At 46.7% G+C, this 15,794-nt stretch carries 13 protein-coding genes and 1 pseudogene; 6 read left to right on the top strand and 8 right to left on the bottom strand.

Annotated features, from left to right (window positions below):
* Positions 1-76: 76 nt before the first annotated feature.
* Positions 77-1,444: an MFS transporter gene (locus tag IGI66_RS18080; RefSeq protein ID WP_438849856.1), complete on the top strand. Its 1,368-nt coding sequence runs from the start codon at positions 77-79 to the stop codon at positions 1,442-1,444.
* Positions 1,445-1,682: 238 nt separating this feature from the next.
* Here the strand turns inward: IGI66_RS18080 and IGI66_RS18075 are convergent, their stop codons facing one another.
* Entirely contained in the window at positions 1,683-1,880 is a 198-nt protein-coding gene (locus tag IGI66_RS18075) for a helix-turn-helix transcriptional regulator (RefSeq protein WP_438849855.1), read from the bottom strand.
* Complete coding sequence (locus IGI66_RS18070) at positions 1,867-2,256, bottom strand: DUF3796 domain-containing protein (RefSeq protein WP_114525820.1); 390 nt, start codon at positions 2,254-2,256, stop codon at positions 1,867-1,869. The genes IGI66_RS18075 and IGI66_RS18070 overlap by 14 nt, the downstream gene beginning before the upstream one ends.
* A 219-nt stretch (positions 2,257-2,475) precedes the next feature.
* Here IGI66_RS18070 and IGI66_RS18065 point away from each other — a divergent pair, with 219 nt between their 5' ends.
* Positions 2,476-3,405 carry an amidohydrolase family protein gene (locus tag IGI66_RS18065; protein ID WP_438849854.1) on the top strand — a complete coding sequence of 310 codons (930 nt, stop codon included), beginning with the start codon at positions 2,476-2,478 and terminating at the stop codon, positions 3,403-3,405.
* A gap of 47 nt (positions 3,406-3,452) precedes the next feature.
* Here IGI66_RS18065 and IGI66_RS18060 read toward each other — a convergent pair whose 3' ends face one another.
* Positions 3,453-6,248, bottom strand: coding sequence for an ABC transporter permease (locus IGI66_RS18060; protein ID WP_438849853.1), 2,796 nt, complete (start codon positions 6,246-6,248; stop codon positions 3,453-3,455).
* 9 nt (positions 6,249-6,257) lie between these two features.
* A complete protein-coding gene (locus IGI66_RS18055; protein WP_438849852.1) occupies positions 6,258-6,959 on the bottom strand; it encodes an ABC transporter ATP-binding protein in 702 nt (233 codons plus the stop codon).
* A 123-nt stretch (positions 6,960-7,082) separates the two neighbouring features.
* Here IGI66_RS18055 and IGI66_RS18050 point away from each other — a divergent pair, with 123 nt between their 5' ends.
* Together IGI66_RS18050 and IGI66_RS18045 are read left to right on the top strand one after the other, a co-directional pair.
* Complete coding sequence (locus tag IGI66_RS18050; protein ID WP_438849851.1) at positions 7,083-7,670, top strand: TetR/AcrR family transcriptional regulator; 588 nt, start codon at positions 7,083-7,085, stop codon at positions 7,668-7,670.
* A gap of 673 nt (positions 7,671-8,343) precedes the next feature.
* Positions 8,344-9,672, top strand: a complete 1,329-nt coding sequence (locus IGI66_RS18045; protein ID WP_438849850.1) for an ATP-binding protein — start codon at positions 8,344-8,346, stop codon at positions 9,670-9,672.
* A 659-nt stretch (positions 9,673-10,331) separates the two neighbouring features.
* On the opposite strand, the gene IGI66_RS18040 is transcribed toward IGI66_RS18045, so the two are convergent.
* Complete coding sequence (locus IGI66_RS18040; protein ID WP_438849849.1) at positions 10,332-11,069, bottom strand: TraX family protein; 738 nt, start codon at positions 11,067-11,069, stop codon at positions 10,332-10,334.
* A gap of 247 nt (positions 11,070-11,316) precedes the next feature.
* On the opposite strand from IGI66_RS18040, the gene IGI66_RS18035 reads away from it, so the two are divergent.
* Both IGI66_RS18035 and IGI66_RS18030 read left to right on the top strand, forming a co-directional pair.
* A complete protein-coding gene (locus IGI66_RS18035; protein WP_438849848.1) occupies positions 11,317-12,228 on the top strand; it encodes a helix-turn-helix transcriptional regulator in 912 nt (303 codons plus the stop codon).
* A gap of 69 nt (positions 12,229-12,297) precedes the next feature.
* Positions 12,298-12,972: a flavin reductase family protein gene (locus IGI66_RS18030; RefSeq protein WP_438849847.1), complete on the top strand. Its 675-nt coding sequence runs from the start codon at positions 12,298-12,300 to the stop codon at positions 12,970-12,972.
* A gap of 250 nt (positions 12,973-13,222) precedes the next feature.
* On the opposite strand, the gene IGI66_RS18025 is transcribed toward IGI66_RS18030, so the two are convergent.
* From IGI66_RS18025 to IGI66_RS18015, 3 genes and pseudogenes are all read right to left on the bottom strand, one after another.
* The gene (locus tag IGI66_RS18025; protein WP_438849846.1) at positions 13,223-13,771 is read right to left on the bottom strand and encodes a DUF2922 family protein; all 549 of its coding nucleotides are present in this window, start codon (positions 13,769-13,771) and stop codon (positions 13,223-13,225) included.
* A 65-nt stretch (positions 13,772-13,836) separates the two neighbouring features.
* Positions 13,837-14,214, bottom strand: a pseudogene (locus tag IGI66_RS18020) (hypothetical protein); the annotation flags it as partial.
* A 1,042-nt stretch (positions 14,215-15,256) separates the two neighbouring features.
* A complete protein-coding gene (locus tag IGI66_RS18015; protein WP_438849845.1) occupies positions 15,257-15,784 on the bottom strand; it encodes a hypothetical protein in 528 nt (175 codons plus the stop codon).
* Between the last annotated feature and the right edge of the window lie 10 nt (positions 15,785-15,794).

Here is a 15,794-nt window from a genome sequence, read left to right as displayed (position 1 = left end):
AAAAGTGTTCGATTTATCAGTATGCGGATGTAAGCGTTACTAATTATTGTTAGTTAGATGTAAAGGGGTTTTTATTATGGAAACGACACAAGCAAATTCTTCAAAGAAAAAATGGATGATGAAGTGGCAGCAACGAATCGGCTACGGTGTTTCCGATTTAGCCTGCAATCTTATTTGGCAAATGATCTCTCTTTATCTTTTATACTTTTATACGGATATCATGCATCTCGGTGCCGCAGCCATCAGCCTTATGTTCGTCGTGACAAGATTTGTGGATGGGATCACGGATTTATTGGTTGGCTATCTCATCGATCACACTCATACGAGGTGGGGGAAATCTAGACCTTATTTTCTGTTTGGCGCGATTCCTTTCGCATTGTTCGCCTTCTTATGCTTCAATGTTCCGAATATCTCAGCCTCTGGAAAATTGATTTACGCCTATGTGACTTATTTTGGCTTATCTTTTGCTTATACAATCGTCAATGTTCCAATGGCATCCATATTACCAAGTCTGACCAATGATGCGGACGAGCGAACCGCTCTTTCTACATCAAGAAAGTTTTTTGCTTTTCTAGGCGCGACAGTTGTCAGTTCGTCAGCTTTAACGCTAGTCGCCTATTTCGGCAAAGGAAATGAGGCAGTAGGATTTAAGATCGTCATGGCAATTTTCGGTATTTTAGGATGTTTACTGTTCTTCTTTACTTTTGCTAACGTTCGGGAGCTGCCTGTCAGCGGAGCGGATAGTGTCTCCCTCAAAACGGTTTTCTCATCGTTGAAAAAGAATCGGCCTTGGTTGATTTTCGCGGTGAACATCGTGTTTATGTGGACAGGATTCTTCATGCAGTCCAGCGCATTGGTCTACTATTTTGTAGTTGTCGTTGGAAATAAAGGCTTGTCCATAACGGTTGCTACGATCATGTCCATTGTACCGATGTTTGCGAACTTCTTCGTGCCATTTTTAGCAAAACGACTGGGGAAAAGAAATCTATACGTCGTATCCTCGGCGGTACAGTTTTTTGGCTTGCTTGTTATTATGATCGCGAATAATTTCGTGACTGGAATAGTGGTCGGAGCACTTATCTCAGCGGCTGGTTACGGGATCAAGGAAAGTATTTATTTCTCCATGCAGGCAGATCCAGTCGATTACGGGGAATGGAAAACGGGAGTGAATGTTTCTGGCTCATTGTCCGCGATCAATGGTTTTCTGGGAAAAGTAGCGCAAGCAATTTCTGGTGGAGTTGCCGGAGCATTACTCGCTTGGGGAATGTATCAACCAGGTGCAGCGACACAATCAGGTAACGCCGTCTTCGCCATCAAAGCAATGTATTTATATGTTCCGATGCTGTTACTTATCTGCTCTATCTTCACCATGCTTTTTTACAACTTAGATAAAATATACCCGCAAATAAAAAAAGAATTGGAACAGCGCAAAGAATTGAATTGATTCGAACAACCAATTCTGCCGTCTACACGACGAGAAGAAAAGGAGATGTAAAGAGGGAGCTTCATAGTTCAGCTTCATTCTGTATAAGTAAAACAAGCCCGGATTCCTGTTTAGAGGAATTCGGGCTTGTTTTAGTTTCTGCTATTCAAAAGCTATCTCTTCATTCTCGATCAATCTAAGGTGCAATATACCGGCTATAGGTAGGATTCGCAGGTCAAGACACGTAATGAAGCCCCCGTCATTCCGCTATCCAAAACACCTCACGTATATCCTGTTTGAGAGTATCGGCGATCTGGATAGCCAATTCCAAAGACGGGTTGTATAGCTGCTTTTCTAATCGGACGATGGTTTCTCTGCGAACATTCGTAAGGTCGGCTAACTGCTGCTGCGTGAGTCCTTTTTCGATGCGGTATCGTTTGAGGTCATTCTTGATCATCGAGGGTCCCCTTATCATACTGATAGGTCAGAAACGGAATCAAAATGAAGGTCACCGCGACGCTCAGGCTGATCATTGTAGTTTGGAGCATGAGGATCGCTTTGTAATCCGTGCTGAATTTAAAAGAAAGAATCAATGTCAAAAAAATGATCGTCAGTCCTGTGCGGTAACCATACCTCTGCGCTTTGGAAAAATTCTTTTTTAGCCGTTCGTCCGCTTTCTCCTGATTCAGCTTCCCTTCCCAATAAAGACCGAAGAAGCCGAAGAACAGAAAGAACGAGAGAAATGCTGGTTCGCCCAAAATAAACCCTAATACGCCCGCAAATCCAAATACGCCAAATACGCCCATCCACGGCTTTGCTCTCTTGTTAAACATCGTCTCACTCCTTGTGACTTATTTGTATCATGTGATAAATATATCACTTTTAGGAGGGGTCATCAATGACTCCTTTGATACGAAAACAATCAACGGTGAATAGCTGCATAAGTTCCTTCGTTCCTCATCGTTAATCCAACACATTTCCCTAGTCTGTTCATTGATTTTTTTGCAGGACGCTCCTATGATAGAAGTGTTTTTAGAGAGGACGCGAGGAACATGAAAAGTATAGATTTGCATACACATTATTTGCCTAAAGGCTATGTGGCGGCTCTGGAGAAGCATATTCCGGGAGACCCGGATGGCTGGCCAACGCCAAGCTGGAGGGTTGAAGATACGTTGGATTTGATGGAGAAACACGACATTGCGTATTCGGTGTTGTCTCTTTCTTCCCCCCACATCAACTTTGGTTCACGCAATGAAACGATCGAATTGGCGGAAGAAGCCAATGAATTAGGGAAAGAACTAACTCAAAACTATCCAGATCAGATCGGGTATTTTGCGTCGTTGCCATTGCCGTATGTCAATGACACCCTGAAGGCGATGGAGCGGGCAACGCAGGAGCAAAAGGCGGTAGGCTTCACCGTTCCCACCAATACAAGAGGGGCCTATTTTGGTTCAGAAGTGTTTGATGAAGTGTACGAGCAGTTGAATAAGCAAAAAGCGATCGTTGCGCTGCATCCCAATCAGCCGCAACTTCCAATGAACGCCACCATTGATCTGCCGATTCCTTTGATGGGCTTCTTCTTCGACACCACGATGACGATGCTGAAATTATTCCAGACCCGCTTTTTTGAAAAGTATCCAGACATCAAATTGATCGTGCCCCATGCAGGTGCAGTGATGCCGATTCTGACCGATCGGGTAGCAGGGTATTTTCGGAATGTGGAAGGGATCGACGTGTATGAGATCAGTAAAAAGGTTTATTTTGATACCGCAGGGCGCGTCTTGCCGCGGCAACTTCCAGCCTTGATGACACTAGCTGATCCTACACATATCGTATATGGCAGCGATGCGCCATATACCGATGCGCGATCCGTCGACTTGCTGTATCAGGACTTAGCGACTACGCCGTTGCTTTCAGAAGCTGAGAAGCAGCAGATTTTTGATACCAATGGACGTGCGTTATTGGCACGTGCCTTTAAATAAGAAAAATCCAGTAAACGCACATAGTCGTTTACTGGATTTTTTTATGGTTAGTCCACGGATTTCAGCGCTTCTAGCATATCGACGTGCTTCAGTCGTCGATGGATGATAAAGCCTAAGCCGGTAGTAACGATGGTGATGATGACCGTCGGTACGATAAAGGAGATGGCAGCCATCGCTGGATCGAACATGACATCATCCGGTGGAACAGCCGTCAGGATGTACTGATGGAGCCATTCACCGACACCAAAGCCAGCCAAGATCCCGATCAGGGTCAGTAAGATCGTTTCGCGATAAATGTACAAGGTCACCTCTTGGTCGTAAAAGCCGAGGACCTTGATCGTCGAAAGCTCTCGTAGACGTTCCGACACATTGATATTGGTCAAATTATACAAAATGACAACTGCCAGCAGGGCGGCGATGAGGATCAAGACGGTCATGATCTTGTTCAGGGATCGAACGATCGTTTGGATCTGATTCGTCATGGTCGTGTTCTGGACGACCCCGGAAACACCAGCCAGATCAATGAAATTCGCGGCCTGCTGATTGGTGTTTTTCATCGAGGAATCCACGAGATTCACGAGGGAAGCATTCGCTGAAAAATCACGATCAAAGGTGCGCTGATAGTAGGCACGATCCATGAATAGGAAGTGCCCCATGTACATTTCGGTGATTCCGGCGACTCGAATCTTTTTGGGCTGGTCTTCACGGTCTCTGATCGTGATCTGATCCCCCACTTGAACCTTTAATAAGCTGGCTAGTCGTTCTGAAAGGATCGCGCCTTGATCGTTCAAGGTAAGTGATTTTTGCGACGGACGGTTATCTAGGCGAATATAATGATGAAAGTCCTTCGTGTTTTCGGGGACGATCAGCTTGATTGCTTGGGTGTCATTGGCATCACCAGCGACCTTGGTCACTTCTTCATAGTGGATAGGCGCGTACTCTTTTACGGCTGATTGCTCCAATTGCTGGGTGATCTCCGCCTTTTGCTGCGTGGTGGCACCGCTGTTTTCAGCGACGATCATATTGTAGCGGATCAGGTCCCCGAACTGACGGTCATTGATCCCGCCGATAGAATGCTGGACGCTAAAGCCCGCAAAGAGCAGCGCGACAGCCCCAGCGACCCCGAAGATCGTCATGAACATTCGTTTTTTGTAGCGGAAAATATTCCGCGCCGTCACCTTGTGAGTGAAGCTCAATCGATTCCAAATAAAGGGAAGACGTTCCAATAAAATCTTCGATCCCTCTGAGGGCGCTTTTGGCAGCAACAGTGCAGCGGGGCGTTCCCGAAGTTCCTTTTTAGCAGCGATCCATGCAGGGATGACCGCGCTGATAAACGCCAAGACCAACGCCAGCAGGGAGATCTCCCAATGGAATCCAAGCGCGATTTTCGGTACATCAAACCCCGAATGATACGCATTGTAAACCACCAGCGGCAAGACGGTATGCCCAAGGAGGATGCCTAAGATCGCCCCCAACATACTAGAGACCAACCCATAGACCGTGAACTTCTTCAAGATGTCCTGATCCGAATACCCCAACGCCTTCAAGGCGCCTGAGATCATCCGTTCCTCATCTACGAAGCGCGCCATCGTGGTAAAGGTGACTAAGGCAGCGACGAAGAATAAGAAAATTGGGAAAACATTGGCCAAAGCATCCACGATGGTCGAGATGTTGTGATAGATCTTGTAGCCTTCTGCCCCCGGTGTTTCCCTCCGACTATTTACTGCGTACGTCGGCTGTTTCAATGAATCCACGGTCGATTGCGCGTTCTGAAGGGCTTCATCCTTTTCTGCCAAGGTCGTTTCGGCGGCAGCTTTTTGCTCAGCAAACTGCTGGGCTTGTGCCTGATACACCTGTTTCTTTTGAGCCAAAGCCTCTTCTGATTGGCTCATCTGTGCCCGCATTTCATCAGAAATCTGCGGCAATTGCGCAAGCTGGGCCTGTTGCTGTTGGAGCTGCTGCTGCGCGGCGTCAAGCGCCTGACTTGCTTGGTCTAGTTGCGCTTGCCCGTCAGCCAGCTGCTGTTTCTTTGCTTCTAACGTCTGCTGTCCCGCATCAATTTTTTGCTTATACTCTGACTGAATCTCTGCCAAACGCTTTTTCGGCCGATCCTTCAAGTCATCTGAGATCGCATCCTTGTGCGTTTGGATCTTGTCGAGATACGCCGCAGAGTATGGATCAAGCCCTTTGGTATCTTGAAAGGTCATCCGCGCCATCATATAGTACGGAGAATCAAAAGCCGCATCAGTCACGACACCAAAGCCGTCCAATTCCCCCGTTCCCGCGGTGGATTGCCCACGGTTGATAGCCGATAGAATCTCCGTCGAATGAACGAATCCAACGATGTCATACTGAGGATGCCGCAAGACGTCGTTGCCCGCCGCATCCGACTTTTCATTAAACGAGATCGTATCCCCAAGTCTATACTGCTTCATGTAATCGGCATCCAGCGCGATCTCAGTGGCTTTTTCAGGCAGCCGTCCTTTTTGGAGGTCGTAGGTAGAGACGTGTTCCGTTTTTGAAAATAGCCTAAAACTCTGATTGCTTCCTTTTTTGGTCACATCCTTCACGTACCCATAATCAATGTGCCGCAGCCCCTTCGTTTCATCAAGGAGCTTCCGATCCGAAGCCGTGATCCCATAATCGCCTATGACCGTCAGATCCGCAGTACTCTGTTCTGCGAAATAATGTTGACTTGTCGCCCGCATATCCGGTCCAGTTACCTTTAGACCCACGAGGGCGAAGGAGCCTAGCATCATGAGGAGCAAGATAGAGAAAAAGCGCCCTTTTGATTTTTGAAATGAGCGGAAGATGTCCCGCCATAAAGCCTTCTTTTTTGTCATCTTGTTCACCTACCATTCAATCTCTGCAATTTGTTTTGGAGCATCATTGACCGTGACTTCCTGGACTTTGGCATCGTGCATCCGAATGACGCGATCCGCGATAGGGGCCAAAGCCGCATTGTGAGTCACGATGATCACCGTTGTCCCTTGTTTTCGACTCATATCCTGTAAAATCTTCAAAACCTGTTTCCCCGTTTGATAATCCAGCGCTCCTGTCGGCTCGTCGCAAAGCAGGATCTTAGGATTTTTCGCTACCGCGCGGGCGATGGCGACCCGTTGCTGCTCACCACCGGATAATTGTGCAGGAAAATTGTCGATCCGATTAGCCAACCCAACATTTTTTAAGACTTGGATGGGGTCAGAAGCATCCGCGACGATCTCTGAAGCCAGCTCCACATTTTCCTTTGCGGTCAGATTCGGCACCAAATTGTAAAATTGAAAAACAAAACCGACATCTTCTCGTCGATAGGTCGTTAATTCTTTGGCTGAATCCTCTGCGATGTTTTTCCCGTCAATAATGACCTGTCCTTCACTCGCTTGATCCATACCGCCCAAGATATTCAAAACCGTGGACTTTCCTGCACCCGATGGCCCAAGGATAATGGCAAGTTCACCTTTGGTTATGTCAAAGGTGACATCCTTATTGGCTAAAATCTCTGTATCGCCCATCTGGTAACGTTTATAGGTATGTTTCATTTCAATATAGCTCATAGTTGTAAAACTCCTCCCTTAAATGAACAACGTGTTGCTTTAATTACCAGGTTAGTATAAGATGGATTCAAGGAAGGTGCAACGAACACAAGAAGCCAAAGTGTTGAATTAAGGAGGAGAAGGATGGTTCAAAAACGAAAAACAGCGACCAAAAGCCGCATAAAGACAGCCTTTACCGAGTTATTGAAAGAAAAAGGAATTGAAGGATTGACGGTGATGGATATAGCCAGAAAAGCAGGGATCAACCGCGGCACATTTTACGCCCATTATGTCGATAAATATGAACTGATGGAAAAATTAGAGATGGAGATCATTTACGACCTGAAGCAGATTTTGATCCGAAGCGAAGAAGGCGACCCAAATGATCCAGTCGAACTGATTCCCTATTCTCTGATCCTAGAATCACTTGTCTACGTAAAACACGATTTCGCGTTCATCAGCGCCATCGCAGGCAAGGGAGGCGATCCGCAATTTATCACGATGGTCAAAGAGATCCTCTCCGAACTCATCACAACCAAAATCGCGCAGTCGCCAGAGCTGGAATTTAAAAAAGAAAACCTCCCCGAAGATTACGCGCAAGAAATCCTTTTATCGAGTATCGTTGGGATCATCCTGCTATGGATCAAAAAAGGAGCCAAAGAGACCCCAGAAGAAATCGCGCAAATGATTACAAAAGCAAAACAACTTTCTCCCTACGAACTATTGATCTAATGTGTGTGAAACATAAGTAGGCTTCCTTACAGATATACGCTAGCACAGACGTACAAAGATTCACCTATTCTATAGAAGAAACTTTTCCAAATGAGTAGAACTCAAAACTCGATCAACCATCTTTCAACCACATCACCTAAGCCTTACTCCCGCCAGAGCAGGGCTTTTTCTATATGGAAATTCAAGCAATCATCATTATCGGGCGATAGACCGGACGATAGCTCCCAAACGTTGAAATACCGGGAATCAACCGGCCGGGCGATAGACCGGACGATAGCTCAGAAACGTTGAAGCACCGGGAATCAATCGACCGGGCGATAGACCGGACGATAGCCTACAAACGTTGAAACACCGGGAATCAATCGACCGGGCGATGGACCGGACGATAGCTCAGAAACGTTGAAGCCCCGCGAATCAATCGACCGGACGATAGCTCCCAAACGTTGAAGTACCGGGAATCAAGCGACCGGACGATAGACCGGACGATAGCCCACAAACGTTGAAACACCGGGAATCAATCGACCGGGCGATAGACCGGACGATAGCGCGAATATTAGATCATTTTCTAGGAAGACTAGAATTTTTTGTTCGTATTCCTAAAAAGTGAAATTATAAGTTATACTACACTTGATAGGACATTTAAGAATGCGACAATTTCATAGGAGGAATCCAATTGGAAAAACTGAATGAAGACAATAATTATGAGTATAAAGAAGATATCCCTAAAAAAGCGAGCCAACTAAAAGCAGAGATTGTTTCCTTCTTAAATAGTACCGTAGGAGGCACGATTTATTTAGGAGTCCATGATAATGGTGCGTTGGTAGATTTCCCGAGTGAAGCGGATAGAAAGAAAAAGTACAAAGAATGGGAAGAAACGCTAAGTAATTGGGTTGCTAATGCATTCAGACAAGACGTTACCGGGTTGATACAGGTAGATCCCAACAATGAACCATTTAAGATTTCTGTTAGTGCGGGAACGAATAAACCATACTATTATACGGATGGTGAAGGGTTTAACTCGAAGGGCGTGTATGTTCGCAATGGCAGCACGAAAAGACGAGCAAGCGATGCAGAAATAAAAAGAATGTTAAATCGTCATAATGCTAACTTATTTGATAGTCAAAAGATCGAGAAAGATTCTTTGGATTTTACTTATGTGGAGAGTGCGTTTAAAAAAGCGGGGAAAAAATTTGATCTTATCGGACTCGATTTTAAGAAAAACGAAGAGGATCAGTATAATAATGCTGCGTGGATAGTCAGTGATGAGAATCCATTTGTTTCAAAAGCTGCTATTTATCAAGGAGTGGATGTAGCCACTTTTCGAGATAAAAAAGTTTTTTCAGGCTCAATAGCTAAACAGATTGATGATGCCGTTCAATACATCCATTTGAATAATCAGCTTCATATTACTTTCGGACACAACGGGAAGCGTATAGAGAATTTTTCTTATCCGGTAGATGCTGTTCGGGAAGCAGTGATGAATGCTTTTTTTCATCGAGACTATACGATGACTTCAGATATTAAAATTGAATTGTTCGATGATCGACTAGCGATCTCTTCTCCCGGCTCCTTACCAGATGGGTTAACCGTTGAGGACATTAAGCAAGGAGCAAATGCCAAACGAAATCCTATTCTAATCAATGTTTTAGATAAAATGAATTACATAGAAAATTATGGGTCTGGCATTCGTCGGATTTATTCAGTGTATAAAGGATTTAAGCGGCAGCCGCAACTACTCGCTGCGAACAATTTGTTTACGGTAGTTCTATATAATAGGAACTATAAGTTGAACGCTTTGGAATTAAGTGAAAATATGATCTCAATGATTCAATATCTCAGCGATGGAAAGCTGGTCAGTCGACAGGAGATTCAGGAAGCCCTTGATTTACAAAAAAGCTATACACTTGAGATGATCGCAGAATTAAAAAGATTAGATATCATCGGTTCTGAAGGTAGAGGCCCGGCTACTAAATACTACTTGGAAACGCTGGAGAAGCAATGATCCTAATTGAATCGAAAATCGAAATCCTCCTAACCTACTAGGAGGATTTTTTACCATCCATCATGCGCTCGAACGACTTCTTTCTATAGAAGAAACTTTTCAATATTACTAAAATCCCAGACTCGATCGACGGTCTTTCGACCACATCACCTAAGCCTTACTCCCGCCAGAGTAGGGCTTTTCTATATGGAAAACACCGCGAATCAAGCGACCGGGCGATAGACCGGACGATAGCTCCCAAACGTTGAAGTACCACGAATCAAACGACCGGGCGATAGCTCTCAAACGTTGAAGTACCACGAATCAAATGACCGGGCGATAGACCGGACGATAGCTCAGAAACGTTGAAATACCGGGAATCAAATGACCGGGCGATAGACCGGGCGATAGACCGGACGATAGCTCAGAAACGTTGAAACACCGGGAATCAAGCGACCGGGCGATAGACCGGACGATAGCTCCCAAACGTTGAAGTACCGCGAATTAACCGACCGGGCGATAGACCGGACGATAGGCTACAAACGTTGAAGTACCGCGAATTAACCGACCGGGCGATAGACCGGACGATAGCCCACAAACGTTGAAACACCGCGAATCAACCGACCGGGCGATAGCCCCCAAACGTTGAAACATCGGGATTCAACCGACCGGACGATTCCCTAAAACAAAACATACCGCACCGCCTCCAACAGGATCAGATGCAGCGGGTAAAAGGCGTAGAAGCCCCACTTGACCCAGCTAGGAGAGTAACCTCGTTTCCCGTTGTAGTGCAGCAGCAGATAGCCGACTGCTAAAAAGCCAGTGGTGCTAAACAGCTCGATTGCTGAGAGGACGGGAGTGGTGGTGGTAAACAGTCCGATCAAGGCGAGTGTTCCAAAAAACAGGAAATAGGCGAGCATCGTGCGGGCGATGCCTTTTTTTGTGTGGAAGGTGTAGAATGCCCAGATCAGAAGGACGCCGAAGAGGTTCCAGTCTGAGAACAGGGTGAGACCTGCGAACAGAAGAACCAGAAGGACACGCCCCACGGGATGCTTCACCTTGTCGTAGACGATCAGCAGAAGCAGTCCCATGAGAAGGGTGAAGAAGATATTGTTCGGGACATCTGTCAGGGAGAAGGCGTAGTCCGGGCGATGCAGCAGGTAGAAGGGGTAAATGGAGAGCACCCAGAATCCTGCCAAGCGCAGCGCATATTTTTTTACGTCGCGAGTATAATGATAGCCTTCGACTAAGAGGTACGCCATGATCGGAAACGTGAATTTCCCAACAAATTCAGAGATAGCAAACAGGGGAAGGGTCGGCATGCTGCGACTCCATTCAAAGACGATCCTCATGTGATTGATCAGCATACCGGTAATTGCCAGCAGCTTTAGTTGAAAACTGTCGATTTTTTTGGTCATCGAGCCTCGCTCCTTTCTTCCATCCATACTAGCCCCTCTCGATTTGGAATAAATCGGGCCAAAGTACAATAGACCGTTCCCGCTTTCTGAGTCCAACAAGGAGAGAACAGAAGAAAACGAAAGAGACCGTTCCGATCCAGAAGGTGAACTCTTTCTTTGGCTGGAATTACTAGAATCCCCCCCAAAAAAAAAATCCCCTCTTCCCTATCCCTAAAGTCCACGTATAATGAAAGGTGGAGGTGCGCATATGAAAATAGACCGTCTGATCGGGATCATCACCATTCTTTTGCGAAAGGAAAAAGTGACCACAGCAGAATTAGCAGCGCGTTTCGAGGTTTCGCAGAGGACGATCCAGCGGGACATCGAAACGATCGGGAAGGCGGGCATCCCCATCCTGTCCATGCAGGGATATGGCGGGGGGATCGCCATTGCGGAGGGGTATAAGCTGGATAAAACGGTGCTGACGCAAAAAGAAATGAGTGCCATTTTCATGGGACTCAAGGGGATCGACAGTATTTCGCCAGCGCCGTATTCTCAAGGCTTGATGGAACGGCTCACGAAGGAGAAGCAGACGCTCCTGACCGACCACGATCGGGTGAGGATTCACTTGTCTTCCTTTTACCAAGCCGACCTGACCGAGAAAATCGATGTCCTCAAACAAGCCATCAGCAGCCAACAGCATTTATCCTTTTACTATTATTCTGAAAAGGGCGAAGGCGCGCGCACGATCGAGCCGTATGTCATCCTCTTTCGATGGTTCGCCTGGTATGTGTATGGCTACTGTTTGGATCGCCAAGCGTTCAGGCTCTTCAAATTGAATCGCTTCGTCAAGCTGAAAAAATTAGACACTCACTATGAAGAACGGGAAATTGCAGAAGAGGCGCTGGATTTTGACCGGTATATGTGGCACGACGAGATTCAGTTGGTCGCCCTTTTCGACACGGGGGTAAAATACCGCCTGATCGATGACTACGGCCCGGAAGGTATCACCGTCGATGCCTCCTCTGGCAAGCTTCGTTTTGAGAACGTTTTTACGAACCGCGACTATCTACTGCAATGGCTGCTTAGCTATGGCGATGCCGTAAAGGTGCTGGAGCCTCGCGATGTTGCCGAGGACATCTGCGAAAAGGCAAAAAAAATGATGGCGAATTACAACTGATACGACATACAGGTGTCGTCTTGCCTCTGATACGCTATAGCTAGTTCAAAACGAAAGGAGAAGACGTGTATGAAAAAGGAAGTCTCACTGTCCGAGAAACCAGAGAAGCTTGGAGGGTACGCACTGGAGCAATACGCGGCCTATAGCGGGAACCTGTCTTGGTATGATTACGTGACAGCTATACCGCAAGCGGTCTTTGTCGTCACAGGCTGGAAAGCAAATGGGAAGGAGAACGCGTGCCTGCACTCATGGTCCAGCTTTATGGGGAGCGGCTTGGACAACTTCATCTGTATACTGGGAAAAGTCAATAAAGCCGGTCATATGTACCGATCGCTGAAAGAAACGAAGGTCTGCGTGCTGAATTTCCCATCCGCTGACATCTTTGACCGCTGTGTCCAAACGATCCAGAATAATCAGTTCGAGACAGACGAGATCACAGCTTCAGGTCTCACCGCGGAGACTGCCGAGACCATCGATGCACCGCTGATCAAAGAATGCTTTTTGAATATCGCCTGTGAATTTTTATGGGAGCAGCCGCTGTTTGAAGGCAGTCAGGAAGTAGCGATCGCAGTAAGGGCCGTCACTGTTCAGATGGATAGCGAGGCCTACGACCAAACGCAACGGGGAAGATACGGAAAGCACGGGTATCTCTTCAACATTGACCAGCCCACGAATCCAGAAACAGGAGACATCACCCCCTATGGTCCCGGAACGATCGAACCCAGCGACTTCGCGGACGTTTAAGCAAGCCTGTACGCCAGAAGAAAACAAGAAAAAAGAAGGCTGCCACACAGGAACCTCTAGGATATAAACGCACCAATAGGAACGATCCCATACAGCGCCGTTGCCTCTGAAAAAGAGAGCAGCGGTGCTTTTCTTTGCCAAAGAAAGCCGACGACTCCCTACCGACGGCACCACAAAGAAGCCTCGATCCCCACCAGAAACGCGCCTCGGTCTTTTACTCGCAAGGACTTCTTTCTATAGAAGGAAAAAATTATTTAGGCTGCCGTTTTTCTCGCCGTAAGAGGCTGGAGAGGAGCCGTTTCCGCGATTTTGGCGGGGAATCCTTCATTGGATAAGCTGAAATCGCCGCTCTCGTCGCTTCTGTCGGGCTAGTTTTAACGGATTCCGCAGGTGATGCGGGTAAAGTTTCACTAGATGGTAGTTGATGCAAAGAAGCAGTCGGCAGCGTAACAGTCGGAAAGTCGGGTTGGTTCTCGTGATCCTTCGCAAAAGCAGGCACTGCCACAGCCTCCACGCGTTTACTGGCAGCACAGCACGTCGTTTCTGTCGGTTCCTCCGCTTCCTCAGAAGAATCTGTCGTTCGGTCAAAAATCTCATGTTCGATCGTCGTCACGATCTTCGCAGTAACGACGGTATCAAAAAGCTTCACGCCGTCCCGTTCAAAAATATCTAGGCTGGTCAATAATTCACAGGCTTCTTTGATGGTCTCCGCAGGCAATTCGGTATCAATGTCCTTATAGGTCCATTTGTGCTGTTTGCCTCGCTCGTTCGCAAATGTTGCGACTAATTTGTGTCTCATCGTCTCATATCCTTTCTCTGTCGGGTCGGGGGTATACTCAAAGGTCGCGTACTCGAGGCTCGATGTTCTGTCGTTTCATCAGGGCGGTCAGTCGAAAGCAACGAACGCAGCACTGCCACCGCCTTCTCGCCAAAATTCCGCAGCGGAAATACCCGCAGCTTCAAGCTCCGCCATTCCGGTGCCATAAAATAGTCTTGGAAATAATAAAAGAATCGTTTCATCGTCCGCGTCGCTTTCGTCGTCAGAAAAAGCTCGCGAATAAGATCCCGCAGAATATGCTTGAATTCCTGTGCGCCCAATGTGCAGCGGACCCGCAAAGCCAATGCATACTGGATCGTCAAACTGCTGTTTTGTGTTTTGTAGTAATGCTCCGAGATTCGCTTCTCAAGGTTCTTCGGCGTCATGGAAAAAAGCTGGCGGTGTGTCAAAAGTGTCTCAGTCATCGTATCGTCTCCTTTGGTTTCGTATCAATTGATGAATCCACCATACGCCATGAATCGGAAAAACGTCAAAACCGCCAATTTTGCATATCCCTCTCAAATTTGCACGAAAAAGCCCTCTCAATTTTCCCGAAAAGCTGATAAATCAATATTCTGGAAAAAAATACCGCCCAAAACCCTGCAAATTTGAGCCCCAAATGTAATTTTGACGAATTCTCCGATTTTATCTCCTTTTATCGAGGAAAAGAGGGGATTTTGTCCTTAGTTGTCCTCAAGTTGTCCCCCCTTTGGGAGGAATCAGACCCAGTCACACATGCTTTTTCCCCTTTTTAGGAGAAATTTCACCGATCGAGAGACACGAAAGAGGGGAAAGAGGCGAAAAAACCAAAAAATCCCGTGCTTTTTACCCTTTTTTCCCCCTTGAACGGAAAATAAAGTCTGGATGGGGTCAAAAATAAGTCCCTTTTTCGAGAAATTCACCCCAAATTAAAAAAATGTTTCCTCGATTTCTTCCTCCGAAAACGAAAAATTCGACGCCTCACAGGCAGATTTTTCTCAAAAAGGGGTGTTTCCACCAAAAAAATCCCTCAAATCCAAAAAAAATTTCAAAGAAAATCGCGATCATGGAAATTTCAGCAAATCTCAAAGAATGTTGAAAAAAGAACCACCCACACCCACAGAAACACCGTCTCCTCAAGGTTTCCGCTCGCTACACAAAACACCCTCAAACGCTGACCATTTTCAGAACCAAAAATCGAAAAAAGCCGCTATTTTCCCGAAAATCCAAAAAAATGCCCCTTTTCCCCGACCGTTTTCATAACTCTTCGCCCCAAAAGACACCCAAAAACAGCAGTTAAATAACACCCAACCACTCGACAGTCGCCCCGACCCGCTCCGTATCGATCATTTTTCTAGTTATTTTTACAGAATTCTCATCCTCTATCCATAGTAATGATTTTTATTACAAACGCAAAAAGGCGTGTCTCCTAGAGTAGGAAACACGCCTTTGTCGTTACTTGTTCAACGCTTTACTGGAAAAACGGGCTTATGCGTCATGGATCGGCACCTTTAGGGCAGCCAGCTTCTTTAATAGATAGGAAATGCTTGTTTGCTTGATGTGCCCGTGTCGATCAAGGGTATAGGGGAAGCGGATCGACTGGGTGTCATAAGTCAGGCGAATGCTGAAGCCCTTGCCGCTGAAGCGTCTGTCGTGGGTCACGTAGCGGATCGACGAAAAAGGGACCTCGTGGGTACTGCCAAAAACAGGCGTCACCGACAGCCCTTTTTCACGGATCACCAGCTTGAAACGACGGTAAACAAACAGATGCCCTGCCACGAATAAGAAAGTAACCACTGTCATGACCCGCCAAAAGGACAGCCCCGTCAGAAGGTAAAAACCAGCGGCGATGAGATCCGCGGTGTCCATCCCAGAGGCGATCGTCGTTGGACTGTCATAGAAGAAAAGAGGCAGAGACAACAAGAAGAAAATCAGCGAAAAAACCAGAGGATATGCCGGTCGTCGAATCACTCGATCCTCCTCGAAACGAGGGTGCCTCTGTCGTTCTTTTTCCATCTCAAACCCT

Source organism: Enterococcus sp. AZ048 (assembly GCF_051715125.1).
GTDB classification, from domain to species: domain Bacteria; phylum Bacillota; class Bacilli; order Lactobacillales; family Enterococcaceae; genus Enterococcus_A; species Enterococcus_A gilvus.
This window is presented reverse-complemented; position numbering and strand designations above follow the sequence as displayed.

Coding starts and splice junctions, on each gene's coding strand:
- IGI66_RS18050 (WP_438849851.1), top strand. CDS start 7,083: ATGGTTCAAAAACGAAAAACAGCGACCAAAAGCCGCATAAAGACAGCC.
- IGI66_RS18075 (WP_438849855.1), bottom strand. CDS start 1,880: ATGATCAAGAATGACCTCAAACGATACCGCATCGAAAAAGGACTCACG.
- IGI66_RS18025 (WP_438849846.1), bottom strand. CDS start 13,771: ATGAGACACAAATTAGTCGCAACATTTGCGAACGAGCGAGGCAAACAG.
- IGI66_RS18070 (WP_114525820.1), bottom strand. CDS start 2,256: ATGTTTAACAAGAGAGCAAAGCCGTGGATGGGCGTATTTGGCGTATTT.
- IGI66_RS18040 (WP_438849849.1), bottom strand. CDS start 11,069: ATGACCAAAAAAATCGACAGTTTTCAACTAAAGCTGCTGGCAATTACC.
- IGI66_RS18030 (WP_438849847.1), top strand. CDS start 12,298: ATGAAAAAGGAAGTCTCACTGTCCGAGAAACCAGAGAAGCTTGGAGGG.
- IGI66_RS18015 (WP_438849845.1), bottom strand. CDS start 15,784: ATGGAAAAAGAACGACAGAGGCACCCTCGTTTCGAGGAGGATCGAGTG.
- IGI66_RS18035 (WP_438849848.1), top strand. CDS start 11,317: ATGAAAATAGACCGTCTGATCGGGATCATCACCATTCTTTTGCGAAAG.
- IGI66_RS18055 (WP_438849852.1), bottom strand. CDS start 6,959: ATGAGCTATATTGAAATGAAACATACCTATAAACGTTACCAGATGGGC.
- IGI66_RS18065 (WP_438849854.1), top strand. CDS start 2,476: ATGAAAAGTATAGATTTGCATACACATTATTTGCCTAAAGGCTATGTG.
- IGI66_RS18080 (WP_438849856.1), top strand. CDS start 77: ATGGAAACGACACAAGCAAATTCTTCAAAGAAAAAATGGATGATGAAG.
- IGI66_RS18060 (WP_438849853.1), bottom strand. CDS start 6,248: ATGACAAAAAAGAAGGCTTTATGGCGGGACATCTTCCGCTCATTTCAA.